Here is a 15,079-nt window from a genome sequence, read left to right as displayed (position 1 = left end):
GATGACATCATCCCACTGCCGGCACGAAATACAAGGCAGGTGGACGCGACAAGACTGTTCGCGCAGGCGAACAGTGGCTTCGGCCAACCTTGGCGGCCTGGCCGAAGCCGGTATCGCGGGCGGGTTCTCAGCGCGTGGCGAGACGCTGCAGGATGTTGGAGAACTCTTCCATGAAGGTATCGAAGCGCGACGCCAGGCGGTCGACGTCGGCGGCGAAGCGGTTGTACGCCACCACCGCCGGAATCGCCGCGAACAGGCCGATGGCGGTGGCCACCAGCGCCTCGGCGATGCCGGGCGCCACCGTCGACAGCGTCGCCTGGCCGGCGTTACCGAGGCCGATGAAGGCGTGCATGATGCCCCACACCGTGCCGAACAGGCCGATGTAGGGGCTCACCGAGCCGACCGTGGCGAGGAACGAGGTGTGGCTGTCGAGGCGGTCAAGCTCGCGCTGGGCGGCGGCGCGCATGGCGCGGCGTGCCCCGTCCATGATGTCGGACAGCTCGGCGCCGCTACGGCCGCGCTGCTTGAGGAACTCGGCGAAGCCGGACTGGAAGATACGCTCCATGCCGACGGTGTCGCCCTGCTGGCGTGCATCCTCGTACAGCCGGTTGAGGTCGGTGCCGCCCCAGAAATTCTGCTCGAAGCTTTCGCTGTGGCGCCGTGCCGAGCGCAGCGTGCCGAGCTTGCTGATGATCAGCGTCCACGACAGCACCGACAGCAGCGCCAGCCCCAGCATGACCAGTTGCACCACCAGGCTGGCGTTCAGGATCAGGCTCATGAAAGAAATCGGTTGCAAAGCTAGTTCCTCGTTACAAACGGCGCGTGCGCTTCAGCGGAGCACGCGGCCGGTTTCAAAATCGATGATGGTGGAGGGACGGCGGCTGCCGCCGATGCGTCCCGGCAACGTCAAGACCGCGGCACCGAAGGCGCGGCGGCAGGCTTGCGCGGTTTTCAGCGACGTCTGCCCGGCGCGGTTGGCCGAGGTCGATACCAGCGCCGTCCCCAGCGCGCGGCACAGCGCCGCCGCCTCGCCGTGCGCGGTCACCCGCACCGCGATCTTGTCGTGCCGCCCGCGCAGCAGCGGCGAGACGCGCGGCGAGGCCGGCAGCAAAAAGGTATAAGGACCAGGCCAGTAGCGGGCAAGTTCCGCTTCCTCGGCCGCCGACAACGGGCGGATCAGCGGACGCACCTGCGCCAGCGAGGCGGCGATCACGATCAGGCCCTTGTGGTTGGGGCGGGCCTTGAGCGCCAGCACGCGGCGGATCGCTGCAACATTGAACGGATCGCACCCCAGGCCGAAACAGGATTCGGTGGAATAGGCCAGCACGCCGCCCTGCTGCAGCACAGCCCTGGCCCTCCGCAACAGCGCAACGGCGGGCAGGCGCGGCAAGGCCCGGCGCCCACGCGGCGAGGTAAGAGGACGACTCATGACGATGGGGGTGACGACAAAAGCGCCATTCTAGCAGAGCCGCCGCCGCCCCCGCGGGCCCGGGCCCCCCGTCCCGCAAAACCCGGCCGCTTCAATGCAGGTAGCGGTCGACGATCTTCTGTATCACGCCTTCCTCGCGCATACCGCCGAGGCTGGCGTTGAGCTTCTGGATCAGCGCGTCGTCGGTGGACTTGTTGCAGGCGAGATAGAGCTGCACCGTCTTGAAGGTGAGCACCGGGTGGATGCCGACCTGCTTCTGCTGTGCCGCGAGATACGCGCCCTGGTACTTGCCGGTGGCCCAGTAGTCGATGCGGCCATCGGCCAGCTTGCGCATGTTGAGCATGTCGGCCGGCACCAGTTCGACGCGGTAGCCGTTGCTCATCAGGAACTGGGCGGTGGCATCGCCGACGTAGCCGCCCAAGAGGTAGGGGCGGACGTCTTCCAGCGCGCGCACCGGGCGCGTGTCGTCGTTGCGCGCGAACAGCACCCAGGGGTTGTCGACCAGCGGTCCGACCCACTTGAACTGCGCCTCGCGATCCTCGCTGCGGGTGGTGGAGTAGACGCAGGTGGCGGGATTGTCGCGCGCGTTGGTGAAGGCCCACACCCACTGCTGCAGCTCAATGGTGTAGGGCACGCGGGCGCGTTTCATCATCTCGCGCACGATATCGGTCGACAGCCCCACCACGCTGCCGTTCTTGGCGCTCATGTTGTAGGGCGGGTACGACTCGGTGAGCACGCGCAAGGGTTTGGGAGCGGCGCCGGCGTGGCCGGTCAGGGCGAACAGCGCACACAGGGCGGCGATCAGGTAGCGACGGGCCATGATAAGCTCCTGTTTCCACGGATGATTCAGTATGGCCCATGGCGCGGCGCTGCCAATGAAAAACGGCACCCGAGGGTGCCGTCTAATGCCTTGGCCAGGCATGGCTTGTGAAAGAAACCCTCCCACGGGGATTCCCTGTGCTCAGGGCCGTGGCGCCAAAGCCGGTTCGCCCCAAAGAGGCGAGTAACGATGCCGCCGTACACATGGTGCGGCGAGCATCACAGGGCCGGAATTGGAGCGTGCCGTCGCTTTATCCACAAGCGCACCGTTCTCAGCCGCGCCGGTGCAACGCCTTGCTGCCGATGTCGCGACGCAGCTGCTTGCCGGCGAAGCGGATCTGGTCGGCCACGGCGTAGGCCTTGCCCTGCGCCATGCGCACGCTGTCGCCCAGGCCCACCACGCACAGCACGCGGCCGCCGTTGGTGACCACGCGGCCTTCGGCGTCGAACGCCGTACCGGCGTGGAACACCACGGCGTCGTCGTCGCTGGCCTTGGACAGGCCGTCGATTAGGTCGCCCTTGCGCGGGCTTTCCGGGTAGCCTTCGGCCGCCAGCACCACCCCCAGCGCCACGCGCCGGTCCCACTCCGCCTCGACGCGGTCGAGCTGGCCGTTGACGCCGGCTTCCAGCAGCACGGTGAAGTCGGACTTCAGGCGCGCCATGATCGGCTGGGTTTCCGGGTCTCCGAAGCGGCAGTTGAACTCGATGGTGAACGGGTTGCCGTCCTGGTCGATCATCAGCCCGGCGTAGAGGAAGCCGGTGTACTCGTGACCGTCCTTCTTCATGCCCTGCACCGTCGGCAGGATGATCTCGCGCATCACGCGCGCGTGCACGTCCGGGGTCACCACCGGTGCCGGGCTGTAGGCGCCCATGCCGCCGGTGTTGGGGCCCTCGTCGTTGTCCTTGAGGCGCTTGTGGTCCTGGCTGGTGGCCATGGCCAGCACGTGCTCGCCGTCGACCATGACGATGAAGCTGGCTTCCTCGCCTTCCAGGAAGTCCTCGATCACCACGCGGGCGCCGGCGCTGCCCATCTTGTTGCCGACCAGCATGTCGTCGATGGCGGCGTGCGCCTCGTCCAGCGTCAGCGCCACCACCACGCCCTTGCCGGCGGCCAGTCCGTCGGCCTTGATCACGATCGGGGCGCCCTTGCCGTCGACGTAGGCGTGCGCCGCGGCGGCGTCGGTGAAGGTCTCGTAGCCGGCGGTGGGGATGCCGTGGCGCTTCATGAACGCCTTGGCGAAGTCCTTGGAGCTTTCCAGCTGCGCGGCGTACTGGGTCGGGCCGAAGATCTTCAGCCCTTCGGCGCGGAAGGCGTCGACCACGCCGGCGGCCAGCGGCGCTTCCGGACCAACCACGGTGAGCTCGATCTTCTCCTGCTTGACGAAGGCGATCAGCTCCGGAATCGCGCTGATCGCCACGTTGGTCAGGTGCGGGTCGAGTTCGGTGCCGGCGTTGCCGGGCGCGACGAATACCTTGGACACGCGCGGCGACTTGGCGATACGCCAGGCCAGGGCGTGTTCGCGCCCGCCGGAACCGATAACCATCACTTTCATCTGTGTTTCCTCAATCTTTCAATGACGGTGCCCGGACCAGGCCGGGCACACTCAAAAACCGTAACGGGCGAACAGGAAGACCACGTTGCCGTTGCCTTTGCCGCCGGGGATGTAGGTCCCCATCAACGCCAGCCGCTTGTACTGCACCGACGCCAGCGGCAGCACGCCCGGCACCGGGAAGTAATGCAGGGTGTCCGAGCGCGAGGTGAGGAAGGCGGTGAAACCGAGCCCGGCCTGCCAGTTCTCGCTGAAGTGGTGCCGGCTCTGGTAAGCGTAGCCGGCGATCGGCTCGAGATCGTTGTGCGAGTCGAGAAAGGCCATGGCGTAGAGGCCGTGCCAGTCGCCGTCGTCGTCGACCAGGCCGCGCCCCAGGCCGAAACCCCAGGCCTGTTCGTTGAACGAGTCGATCTTCTCCGGCCGGTAGGCGCTGCGCAGATGGTAGGCGTAGCCGGGCAGGTAGACCTCGCCCTGCCCTTGTTGCCACACCTGATCGACGCGGCGACAGGCAGCGTCGAGCCAGCCGTCGCCGTCACTGCAGCCCCAAGCCGGGACGGCGCTGGCCAGCAGCAGGGTGAACAGGACGGGGCGGCTCATGGCGGTCATGTGAGGCCGAAGCGCGCTTCGGCCAACCTTTCTCGTGGTCCGCCGCGCTCAGTGGCGGAAGTGGCGCACACCGGTCAGCACCATGGCGATGCCATGTTCGTCGGCGGCGGCGAACACTTCCTCGTCGCGCATCGAACCGCCCGGCTGGATGATGGCCTTGATGCCCTGCTCGGCGATGACGTCGATGCCGTCGCGGAACGGGAAGAAGGCGTCCGACGAGGCCACCGCGCCCTGCAGCGTCAGGCCGGCGTCCTGGGCCTTGCGCGCGGCGATGCGGGTGGAGTCGACACGGCTCATCTGGCCGGCGCCGATGCCGGCGGTCTGGCCATTCTTGCAGAACACGATGGCGTTGGACTTGACGTACTTGGCGACGCGCCAAGCGAACAGCAGGTCGCTCATTTCCTGCTCGGTCGGGGCGCGCTTGGTCACCACCTTGAGCTCGTCCAGGCCGACGTTGCGGATGTCCGGGGTCTGCACCAGCACGCCGCCGCCGACACGCTTCAGCTCGAAGCGGTTGGCGCCGGCTTCCAGCGGAATCTCCAGCACGCGCACGTTCTTCTTGGCGGCGATGACGGCCTTGGCCTCGTCGCTGAAGGCCGGGGCGATCAGCACTTCGAGGAACTGGCCGGTCACGGCTTCCACGGTTTCGGCGTCGACCGGGCGGTTGAAGGCGATGATGCCGCCGAAGGCCGAAGTGGTGTCGGTGGCGAAGGCCAGGCGGTAGGCGGTGAGCGGATCGGCCGCCACGGCCACGCCGCACGGGTTGGCGTGCTTGACGATGACGCAGGCCGGCTGCTCAAAGGTCTTCACCGCTTCCCACGCTGCGTCGGAATCGGCGATGTTGTTGTAGGACAGTTCCTTGCCCTGCAGCTGGCGGTAGTTGGCGATGGAGCCGGCGGCCGGGTCAAGGTCGCGGTAGAAGGCGGCGGCCTGGTGCGGGTTCTCGCCGTAGCGCATGTCCTGCACCTTGACGAACTGGGTGTTCAGGCGGTTCGGGAAGGCGGTGCGTTCCGGCACCCCGGCCAGCGAGCCGGCGGCCAGGCTGGTCAGGTAGTTGGAGATGGCGCCGTCGTAGGCCGCGGTGTGGGTGAACGCCTTCTTGGCCAGCTCGAAGCGGGTGGCCTTGGACAGCTGGCCGTCGTTGGCCTTCAGTTCGTCGGCCAAGGTGGCGTAGTCGGCCGCGTCGGTGACGATGGCGACGTGCGCCCAGTTCTTGGCGGCGGAGCGCACCATGGTCGGGCCGCCGATGTCGATGTTCTCGATGGCGTCTTCCAGCGGGCAGTCCGGATTGGCGATGGTGGCTTCGAACGGGTACAGGTTGACGCACACCAGGTCGATGTTGCCGATGCCGTGTTCGGCCATCTTGGCCACGTGCTCGGGCAGATCGCGTCGGCCGAGGATGCCGCCGTGCACTTTCGGATGCAGCGTCTTGACGCGGCCGTCCAGCATCTCGGGGAAGCCGGTGTAGTCGGACACTTCGGTCACCGGCACGCCGGCTTCGGCCAGCAGCTTGGCGGTGCCGCCGGTCGACAGGATATGCACGCCGAAGCCGGCCAGGGTCTGGGCGAATTCGAGAACGCCGGTCTTGTCGGAAACGCTGATCAGCGCACGTTCGATCTTGGTCATCGTTAATCTACCACTCAAGGAAGTCATAAAAATCCGAAAGCAGGCGCCCGGTGACGGAGGCCTGCTTTCCCATTCTAGATCAGGTCGTAACTCTTCATTTTCTTGCGCAGCGTGTTGCGGTTGAGCCCCAGCAACTCCGCCGCGCGCGTCTGGTTGCCCTGGGTGTGCGACAGCACCACCTCGAGCAGGGGCCTCTCCACGCAGGCCAGCACCATGTCGTAGATGGCCGAGGGCACCTCGCCGTCGAGATCGCGGAAGTATTGCTCCATGGCCAGCCGTACCGACTGGGAAATGTGATCGTTGTTCTGCATGGTTTTTGTTCTGTCGTCAGTTGTCTGAGCGCGGTCTCAGCCCGCCAGGGCCTGGTCCGCGCCCCCCATGGCTTCCACGTACTCGAGGCGCTCGGAGGCGCCGGCCAGCCGATCGAAGTAGTCCGCCACCGCGGCGCGCTGCCCGACGGTGTCTTCCAGCCGGTACATCGCCTGGCGGAACTCGTTGGAGCCGCGCAGGCCGCGCGTGTACCAGGCGATGTGCTTGCGCGCGATGCGGCAGCCGGAGTACTCGCCGTAAAAACCGTACAACTCGTCCAGGTGCTCCAGGAGCAGTTGGCGGATTTCCGCCACCGTCGGCGCCGACAGGGTTTCACCGGTTTCGAGGTAATGCTGGATCTCGCGGAAAATCCACGGCCGCCCCTGCGCGGCGCGGCCGATCATGATGGCGTCGGCGCCGGTGAAGTCGAGCACTTGGCGCGCCCGCTCGGGCGAGTCGATGTCGCCGTTGGCGATCAGCGGGATCGAGATCGCCTGCTTCACGGCGCGGATGGTGTCGTACTCCGCCGCGCCGTGGTACATGTCCTCGCGCGTGCGGCCGTGCAGCGCCAGCGCGGCGATGCCGCAATCTTCGGCCAAGCGCGCCACCCTGAGCGCGGTCTTGTGCTCGCGGCTCCAGCCGGTACGGGTCTTCAAGGTCACCGGCACGTCCACCGCCTGCACCACAGCCTCGAGGATGCGCCCCACCAGCGCCTCGTCGCGCAACAGCGCGGAGCCGGCGGCAACGTTGCACACCTTCTTGGCTGGGCAGCCCATGTTGATGTCGATGATCTGCGCGCCCTGCTCGACGTTGAGGCGCGCCGCCGCCGCCATCTGCGCCGGATCGGCGCCGGCGATCTGCACCGAGATCGGCTCCACCTCGCCGTCGTGGTTGGCGCGGCGCAAGGTCTTGGCGGTGGTCCACAAGGCCTTGTTGGAGGTGATCATCTCGGATACCGCCATCCCCGCCCCCAGTCGCTTGCACAGCATGCGGAACGGGCGGTCCGTCACCCCGGCCATGGGCGCGACGATGAGCCGGTTCTTCAGGGTGTACGGTCCGATGCGCATCTGTTTTATCAAGGATTTAGCGGCGAGAGGGCGGCATTGTAATGCTTTTTGCCCGGCGGGTAAAAAACATTTTGCCTACTTTTTGAGCAGGCTCGATAGCGGCGGAATTAAGGGCGCGCGTGCGGCCGGCGTGCGCGCCCAAGCGGGTCGAGCGCTGCCGCCTCATGACATGGCGCGGGGAGGGGGACGGGGAGTCAGTCGGTAAGCCGGGTTCTGTCGTGGACAGTCATTCCTCTAGGCCGACCATTGCTGGCCGGCTCAAGCAACCTACCCGGGGACAACGCGAGCCACGTTAGCGCCCCCCTATTTGGTCTTGCTCCGGATGGGGTTTAGCCTGCCGTCGCGTGTTGCCACGGACGCGGTGCGCTCTTACCGCAGGCAGGTTTCCCCGCCCGTCCGGCCCGGCTTGCGCCTGACCGGTACACCTTTTCACCCTTGCCTGATCCCTGTTGCCAAGGCCATCGGCGGTTCAGCTCTCTGTTCCACTTTCCATCGCCTCGCGGCGTCCGGTCGTTAACCGGCATCCTGCTCTGCGGAGCCCGGACTTTCCTCCCCGTGCCTGAAGGCACGCGGCGACTGTCTGGCTGACTCCCCGCGTTGCCATTTTACCTCAGAACCCGGCCAAGCCTGAGGGATATTTTCGCGGGCCAGCATCATGAAGAAGGTATAATCCGTCACCCCCCCACCGGTTTTTCTCCATGCAGCTTACCCAGGAGCGGCTGGCGCATTTGCAGCTGGCCGGCACACTGCTCATCATCTTCCTGCTGGCAGGCAGCCTGACCGGCTATTTCCTGTACAGCCAGGAGCAGGATTTCGCCCGCGCCCAGCAGCAGCAGGAGCAGGAGGTTCTGAAGGACGTCGAGGCCGACCTGCGCGCCCACGGCGAGCAGGCGGCCGCGCTGCTGGAGTCGCTGCGCCATCAGACCGAAAGCACGCTGGAACGCCGCCTGCGCCATCAGGTCGACCAGGCCTACACCCTCGCCGAGGGCCTCTGGCAACAGCAGCACGACCGACTGCCGCCCGACCAGCTGCGCGCCCTGATCCGCGAGACGCTGCGCCCGCTGCGCTTCTTCGACGGCCGCGGCTATATCTTCATCGACACCCTGGACGGCCGCTGCGTGCTGCTGCCGACGGCGCCGGAACGGGAAGGCAGCTCGCTGCTCGACAACCGCGACGACCGGGGCACCTACATCATGCAGAACCTGCTGCGCGTGGTGAAGCAGCCGTCCGGCGCCGGGTTCACGCGCTATCGCTGGTTCGCGCCGGGCAGCACCGTGATGGCCGACAAGATCGCCTACGCGCGGCGCTTCGAGCGCTTCGGCTGGCTGATCGGCGCCGGCGAATACATCGCCAGCGTGGACCAGGACATGCAACGGCAGGGCCTGACCGTGCTGGGCGGCAGCGTGCGCGACCGCAACGACCAGCTGCTGATCCTCGACGCCGCCGGCCGGGTGCTGCTGTTCCCCGGCCAGCCGCAATGGCAGGGACGCGACTACCGCCAGCTGCCCGGCGCCATCGCCCGTTCGCTGGCCCGCGTCCTGGAACACGGCCCGCGCACCGAGAACACCTCGATCCTGCTGCCGGGTACCGGCTCGGCCGCACCGCAGAGCCAGCCGGCCTACGTCCTGCAGCTACCGGGCTGGGGCTGGACGCTGATCAGCACCGCCTCGCTGTCCGAGCGCATGCAGGCCGAGCGCCTGAGCCGGCAACAGTCGCTGCGGCGCGAACTGGCCGGCAAGATCAGCGCCACCGGGCTGATCACGCTGCTGGCGCTCTTCAGCGCGGTGTTGTTCTCGTGGTGGCTGAACCGCTGGATCAAGGGGCTGATCGCGCACTATCACCGCGACCTGGAACACAGCCTGGAGGAACTGGGCGAGCGCTCGCGCGACCTATTACTGTCGCGCTTCATGGTGGACCATGCCAGCGACGTGGTGCTGCTGCTCGACGAGGACGGCGCGCCGCGCTACCTCAACGCCGCCGCGGCCGCCTTGCTGGGCGACGACCCGGCCCAGCGCGGGCCACGCCTCGCCGCGCTGCTGCCGCCGTCGAGCCAGCCGTTGCCGCTGACCTACGAAACCGTGCTGGACAACGTGCCGTTCGAAGTCAGCCTCACCAGCATGCAGTACCAGGACCACGCCTACCGTTCGCTGCGCGCGCGCGACATGAGCCGGCGCCAGCAGGCGGAGCAGCAGCAGCGGCTGGCCGCCAAGATCTTCGACACCAGCAGCCAGGCCATTGTGATCAGCGACGCCAGCAACCACATCGTCATGGTGAACCGCGCCTTCACCGACATCACCGGCTACTCGGCGCAGGAGGCGATCGGCCGGCAGCCGTCGCTGCTGTCGTCCGGGCGCCAGCCGCCCGCCTTCTACCAGAAGATGTGGCAGCAGCTGGCGCAGCGCGGCCACTGGGCCGGGGAAATCTGGAACCGGCGTAAGAACGGCACCATCTACCCGGAATGGCTGAGCATTTCGCTGCTCCGGAACGAGGCGGGACAGGTCAGCCACCACGTGGCGCTGTTCTCCGACATCAGCGAGCGCAAGGAGCAGGAAGCCCACATCCGCCACATGGCCGAGCACGACTTCCTCACCGACCTGCCCAACCGCGCGCTGATCCACGACCGGCTGGCGCAGGCCATCCGCGCCGCCGCGCGCCAGAAGAACCGGCTCGCCGTGCTGTTCCTCGACCTCGACCACTTCAAGAACATCAACGACACCTTGGGCCACGCCCACGGCGACGAGCTGCTCAAGCAGGTGGCGCAGCGCCTGCAGCACACGGTGCGCGGCAGCGACACCGTGGGCCGCAACGGCGGCGACGAGTTCGTGCTGATCGTGCCCGAGCTGGCTTCTCCGGCCGAGGCGGCACAACTGGCGCAGCGCCTGCTCGACGACCTGCGCCGGCCGTTCCAGATCGACGGCCAGGCGCTGGCGATCAGCACCAGCATCGGCATCAGCCTCTTCCCCGACAACGGCAGCGAGCTTCAGGAGCTGCTGGTCAGCGCCGACCTGGCGATGTACCACGCCAAGGCGCAGGGGCGGAATCGCTACCAGTTCTTCACCCCGGAGCTGAACGCCCAGGTGGCGGAGCGGCTGACGCTGGAAAACCACCTGCGCCAGGCCCTGGAGCGGCAACAACTGTACCTGGTGTACCAGCCGCAGTTCGCCATCGACAACCGGCGCCTGGTCGGCTGCGAAGCGCTGCTGCGCTGGCAACACCCGGAGCAGGGGCTGATCTCGCCGGCACGCTTCATCCCGCTGGCGGAAGAGACCGGCCTGATCGTGGAGATCGGACGCTGGGTGCTGGACGAGGCCTGCCGCCAGGCCGCCGCCTGGCTCGCCGCCGGCACTCCGCTGCGGGTGGCGGTGAACGTCTCGGCCCGGCAGTTGGGCCAACCGGATCTGCTCGCCGAAGTCGAGGCGGCGCTGACGCGCCACCGCCTGCCCAGCTGCTGGCTGGAGCTGGAAGTGACCGAGAGCACGCTGATGGAGGACGCCGAGCAGGCGGTACGCCACCTGCAGGCCTTCAAGGAACGGGGCATCCACCTGGCGGTGGACGATTTCGGCACCGGCTATTCCAGCCTGACCTACCTCAAGCGCTTCTCGCCCGACCTGATCAAGATCGACCGCGCCTTCGTGATGAACCTGCCCGACAACCGCGACGACGCCGCCATCGTCAGCGCCATCGTGCAGCTGGCCGAGGCGCTCGGCATGCAGACCCTGGCGGAAGGCGTGGAAAGCGAGGAACAGCTCGACTTCCTAGCCCAAGCCGGCTGCGACGTGGTGCAGGGCTACCTCACCGGGCGGCCGCAAAGCGCTGACGCGCTGACGGCGCAGCTGGCCGGGGCAAACTCAGTCGAAGCGTAGCGTGTAGCGCGTTTCCAGCGAGGTGGTGGTGCCGGCGCGCAGCACCAGCGACCAGCCCTTGGACAACTGGTAGGACATCTTGAGCGCCTGGCTGGCGCTGGCGATGCCGTATTCGTAACCGAGGTAGAGGGTGCGCGTCAGCTGCCGCCCCACCGTCACCACCTGCTCCGCCGGGCTCACCGTGCCGTCGGCCAGAGTCTTGCCTTGCTGGTTGACCAGGCCGAGGTCGTCGAACAGGCCGATGCGGTCGTTGATGGTGCCGGCCAGCAGCGCCCCGGCGGCGGCGGCCAGCGAGGCGTCGTCGCTGCCGCCCACCGAAGCGCGCCCGAGCACCAGCCAGGACAGCTTGTCGCGTTCCGACAGCGCCTCGTCGGCGATCAGGCGCACGCTCGGCGCGGCGACGCTGCCGCCCACTTCCACCCCGGCCCCGACCGGCGACAGGCGGCGCTTGGCGCGCACGTTGAGCGCCGGGTTGTCGAGCGAACCGGTGAAGGTGATGGTGCCGTATTCGATGTCGAGGTCCTGGCCGTAGGCCTTGTAACGCCCCTTCACCACGCGCACCTGGCCACGCGCCGCCGGCGCCTCGCCGGGCGCGGCGCTGACGTGCACCACCCCGCTCAATTCCACGTCCAGCCCCTGCCCGGTGAAGCGGAACCGTTCGCCCAGGTCGAGGTCGAGGCGCACCGTCACCGGCAGCGTGGCCAGCGCCGACGGCGGCGGCGCCTCGCGTCCGACCACATGCACGTCGTCGGACAGCTGCGGCGTGCCCTGCTTGGGCAACTCCACCCGCCCCTGGTCGGCGCGCAGGCGTCCCGTCAGCGTGAGCTTGTTGTCGACGAACAGGATGTCGCTGTCGCCGGAGACCACCAGCCGGCGATTGGGACGGTCGAACACACTGAAGCGCTTCAGGCTCAGCCGCACCGTGGCGTCGGGACCGCGGTCCTTGAGGTCGAGCGCGCCGCTCGCCAGCGCCTCGCCCTCGCCGCTGGCGAAACGCAGCCGGTCAAGCAGCAGGCGACGCCCGTCCAGGCGCGCCTCCAGCACGCCTTCGGCCAACCTCAGCCCGGTCTTGCGGTCGGCGAACAGCAGCCCCTTGCCGTCGAGGCGGCCGTAGGCCAGCGGCGCGGCGAGCGGGCCGCTCAGGGTGACGTTGGCGGCCAGCTGCCCGCCCAGCTCCAGGCCCGGCCCGGCCAGCCCGGCCAATGCCTTCAGCGCCGGCACCTCGAGCCGCAAGCTGGCGGCGAGCGGGGTGCGGCCGTCGATGCCGCCCGCCAGCGGCAGCGCGCCGTTGCCGCTGGCGTTGAGGTAGCGGCTTTGTAGTTGCAGCTCGAGCTGGGCGCGGTTGGCGTCGAGGCGCAGCCCGAGCCGGCTGGTGCCGAGTTCCAGCGCCAGCGGGCGGCCGTTGCTGCCGGGCAGCCAGACGTCGCCGCCGACACGTTGCAGGTTGAGCTGGCCCTGCGGCACGCCGCGCCCGGACAACGCCCAGTCGCCGGACACCACCAGCGTCTGCTGCAGCGGCAGCGCCAGCAGCGGCGCCAGCTCGGCGAGGCGGAGGCCGGCCGCCCGGCCGCGCGTGTTCAACAGGCCGCTGGCATCGCGGCGCAGTTGCTGCAGTTCGACCTGCCCCCCCAGCATGGCCAGCCGTGCCGCGCCCAGCTCCAGCCGCTGCGGTCCCACGCTCAGGCTGGCCGGGGCGAGCAGCGTCAGGCCGGGTTGGCCGGCCAGCTGCAGTGTCTGCAGCGTGCCCTGCCATTGCGTGGAGCCCGCCGCCAGGCCGCCGTTGGCGCGCAGCGCCAGGGTGTAGGGGCGCTGCTTGAGGGTGAGCCGGCCATCCAGCTCGATACGGTGGCGGTTGCGCTGGCCGACGGCGTTGAGGCGCAGCGTGCTGGCGCCGAACTCGCCCAGCCGCAGCTGCTGGGCGGCGAGCTGCACGCGGAACGGGCTGGCGGTGTCGGCCTGCAGTTCGCCCGCCAGCGTCAGCGCCTCGACGCCGACGCCGCCCGGCAGCGCCAGCCGTTCCGCCTTGAGGTTGGCCGACAGCAGCGGCAATTTGGGCGTGCCGGCGAGATCGAGCTGGCCGCCGATACGGCCGGTGAAACCGGGCCCCAACAGGCGCAGGTTGGGGGCATCGATCAGCAGTTTCAGCCGGTCGCCCGCCGCGCCGTAGGCGCCGGCGGCCTGCAGGCGGTTTTCCGCCAAGCGCAGGTCGGCGTCGAGACGCTTGAGCCGGCCCGGCTGCAGGTCCAGCTCGGCGCGGCCGGTCAGCGGTGCGCCGGAGAGCCGGCTCGGGGCGAACTGCAGCCGCAGCGTGGCGGCAAGCGGGGCCGCCAGTTGCCCGCGCGCCGTCAGCCGGGCGTTGAGGTCGCCGGCCGGCGCCCCCTTGAGGAAGCGCGCCGGGTCGGCCTTTTCCAGTGCCCCGGATAGTTCGAAGCGGCGCGCCTGCTGCAGCTCGACGCGGCCACTCAGCGCCAACCGTCCGCCGCCGGCAGTAAGTTGCAGGCGCTCCAGCCGCAGCGCCTGGGCCGTCCCCGGTTCCCGCGCCAGGCGCGCCTCCAGCGCCAGCTGCCGGCTCTGCAGCGCCGCGCTCAGCGTCGGCTGCGCCGGGGTCCCGCCCAGGGTCAGCGTGCCGCCCACGGTCTGGTCCGGCGCGCTGGCGTGCAGGGCGCGCAGCGCCACGTCCTGCAGCCGCGCCGTGAGCGCCAGCGCCTGCGCGTCGAGGGTCCCGCTCAGCGCCACCCGGCCGCCGCCGGCCAGCTGCGCGTCCAGCGCGTTCAACGTCAAGCGTTGGCCGCGGACGCGGAATTCGCCGGCGAGGAAGGCCAGCGGCAGTTGCCCGGCAGACAGCGCGCCGGCCTCGCTGTTGATCAGCGACAGCCCGCCCGCCACCGTGGCGCCGGCGGCCGGCTCGGCGTACACCGCGAAGTTGAGCCGCGCCTTGGGCCAGGATGGCTGCAGCGCCTGGGGATTGACGCCGCCGACACGCACGTCGAGGCGGCGGAAACGCTGCAGCGCCGACGCGGCGAACGGGTCGAAGCGTCCGGACACCTCGGCCAGCAGCCCGCGTCCGGCAACGGTGCCGCGTGCCTGCAGATCGGCCAGGCTGCCCGCCAGGGCGAGGTCGGCCTTGATCGCCACCTGCTCCAGCGTGCCGCGCGCCGCCAGCGTGCCGGAGAGCGCGAACGGACGGGCATCGGCCAGCGTCAGCGCCGCGCCGCCGCCGCCCCACGGCGAGTTCAGCCGCGCCAGTTGCACCTGGTGCCGCCCCCCCTGGTAACGGTAGCTGCCGGCGACGTCGTACAGGCGCACGTCGCCCGGCAGCAGCGTCAGGCTGGCGAGCGCGAAGCGGTCCAGCACCACCGTCAGCGGCAGGGCCAGCGACGCCGGCAGTTGCGGCGGCGCGGCAGGCGCGGCGGCGGCCAGGCTGGTCAGCCGCACGTGCCCCAGCTCCAGCCGCGTCAGGTGCAGCGTGCCCCGCCACAGTGCCGAGGGCTGCCAGTCGAGGCGCAGCCGCTCCACCTCGAGCCGCTGCGCCGGGTTCTGCCAGCGCAAGCGTTGCAGTTCGAAACCCTGCCACAGCGTGCCGCGCACCGCGCCCACGCCGAGCCGGCCGTGGCTGAGCTCGGCGGCCGTGCGCCAGGCCCAGGCGAAACCCTGCCCGCTGGCGGTGACCCAACCGGCGAACGCCGCCAGCGCCAGCAGCAGCGCCAACGCGCCGGCCGCCAGCCAGCGCAGCGGCCGCCAGCCACGGTGCGGCGGCGGGTTGGCCGAAGCCGGAGTGTCGTCAGGAGAATCGGGATGCGCTTGCGTCAT

At 69.2% G+C, this 15,079-nt stretch carries 9 protein-coding genes, 1 other RNA gene and 1 pseudogene; 1 reads left to right on the top strand and 10 read right to left on the bottom strand.

Annotated elements, in window-relative coordinates; translation table 11 throughout:
• Nucleotides 1–127: 127 nt before the first annotated feature.
• From tolQ to rnpB, 9 genes and pseudogenes are all read right to left on the bottom strand, one after another.
• Nucleotides 128–778 (bottom strand): protein TolQ, encoded by a 651-nt coding sequence (gene tolQ / locus AC3WG5_RS07075; RefSeq protein WP_008952083.1) that lies wholly within the window; start codon nt 776–778, stop codon nt 128–130.
• Nucleotides 779–829: 51 nt separating this feature from the next.
• On the bottom strand, nt 830–1,345 hold the full coding sequence (gene tsaC, locus AC3WG5_RS07070) for an L-threonylcarbamoyladenylate synthase type 1 TsaC (protein ID WP_294865706.1): 516 nt from the start codon (nt 1,343–1,345) through the stop codon (nt 830–832).
• A 175-nt stretch (nt 1,346–1,520) separates the two neighbouring features.
• Nucleotides 1,521–2,249 (bottom strand): substrate-binding periplasmic protein, encoded by a 729-nt coding sequence (locus AC3WG5_RS07065; protein WP_492568252.1) that lies wholly within the window; start codon nt 2,247–2,249, stop codon nt 1,521–1,523.
• Nucleotides 2,250–2,520: 271 nt separating this feature from the next.
• Nucleotides 2,521–3,801 carry a phosphoribosylamine--glycine ligase gene (gene purD, locus AC3WG5_RS07060; protein ID WP_482583888.1) on the bottom strand — a complete coding sequence of 427 codons (1,281 nt, stop codon included), beginning with the start codon at nt 3,799–3,801 and terminating at the stop codon, nt 2,521–2,523.
• 51 nt (nt 3,802–3,852) lie between these two features.
• The gene (pagP, locus tag AC3WG5_RS07055; protein ID WP_492568251.1) at nt 3,853–4,395 is read right to left on the bottom strand and encodes a lipid IV(A) palmitoyltransferase PagP; all 543 of its coding nucleotides are present in this window, start codon (nt 4,393–4,395) and stop codon (nt 3,853–3,855) included.
• A gap of 57 nt (nt 4,396–4,452) precedes the next feature.
• Nucleotides 4,453–6,030, bottom strand: coding sequence for a bifunctional phosphoribosylaminoimidazolecarboxamide formyltransferase/IMP cyclohydrolase (gene purH / locus AC3WG5_RS07050; protein ID WP_040652105.1), 1,578 nt, complete (start codon nt 6,028–6,030; stop codon nt 4,453–4,455).
• A 74-nt stretch (nt 6,031–6,104) separates the two neighbouring features.
• Nucleotides 6,105–6,350 (bottom strand): annotated as a pseudogene (gene fis / locus AC3WG5_RS07045) (DNA-binding transcriptional regulator Fis); the annotation flags it as partial.
• A 27-nt stretch (nt 6,351–6,377) separates the two neighbouring features.
• Entirely contained in the window at nt 6,378–7,406 is a 1,029-nt protein-coding gene (gene dusB, locus AC3WG5_RS07040) for a tRNA dihydrouridine synthase DusB (protein ID WP_492568250.1), read from the bottom strand.
• Between the two features lie 186 nt (nt 7,407–7,592).
• An RNA gene (gene rnpB / locus AC3WG5_RS07035) (RNase P RNA component class A) lies at nt 7,593–7,998 on the bottom strand.
• A 106-nt stretch (nt 7,999–8,104) separates the two neighbouring features.
• Here rnpB and AC3WG5_RS07030 point away from each other — a divergent pair.
• Nucleotides 8,105–11,269, top strand: a complete 3,165-nt coding sequence (locus tag AC3WG5_RS07030; RefSeq protein ID WP_482583884.1) for a bifunctional diguanylate cyclase/phosphodiesterase — start codon at nt 8,105–8,107, stop codon at nt 11,267–11,269.
• Here AC3WG5_RS07030 and AC3WG5_RS07025 read toward each other — a convergent pair.
• Complete coding sequence (locus tag AC3WG5_RS07025; protein ID WP_492568249.1) at nt 11,255–15,079, bottom strand: translocation/assembly module TamB domain-containing protein; 3,825 nt, start codon at nt 15,077–15,079, stop codon at nt 11,255–11,257. The two genes, AC3WG5_RS07030 and AC3WG5_RS07025, sit on opposite strands and share 15 nt — an antisense overlap.

The sequence above is a fragment of the Pseudogulbenkiania sp. FW507-F1 genome (assembly GCF_058781125.1).
This window is presented reverse-complemented; position numbering and strand designations above follow the sequence as displayed.

Excerpts from the sequence above, each read along its gene's own strand:
- AC3WG5_RS07065 (WP_492568252.1), bottom strand. The coding sequence starts at position 2,249 with ATGGCCCGTCGCTACCTGATCGCCGCCCTGTGTGCGCTGTTCGCCCTG.
- pagP (WP_492568251.1), bottom strand. The coding sequence starts at position 4,395 with ATGAGCCGCCCCGTCCTGTTCACCCTGCTGCTGGCCAGCGCCGTCCCG.
- purH (WP_040652105.1), bottom strand. The coding sequence starts at position 6,030 with ATGACCAAGATCGAACGTGCGCTGATCAGCGTTTCCGACAAGACCGGC.
- AC3WG5_RS07030 (WP_482583884.1), top strand. The coding sequence starts at position 8,105 with ATGCAGCTTACCCAGGAGCGGCTGGCGCATTTGCAGCTGGCCGGCACA.
- dusB (WP_492568250.1), bottom strand. The coding sequence starts at position 7,406 with ATGCGCATCGGACCGTACACCCTGAAGAACCGGCTCATCGTCGCGCCC.
- tolQ (WP_008952083.1), bottom strand. The coding sequence starts at position 778 with ATGAGCCTGATCCTGAACGCCAGCCTGGTGGTGCAACTGGTCATGCTG.
- AC3WG5_RS07025 (WP_492568249.1), bottom strand. The coding sequence starts at position 15,079 with ATGACGCAAGCGCATCCCGATTCTCCTGACGACACTCCGGCTTCGGCC.
- purD (WP_482583888.1), bottom strand. The coding sequence starts at position 3,801 with ATGAAAGTGATGGTTATCGGTTCCGGCGGGCGCGAACACGCCCTGGCC.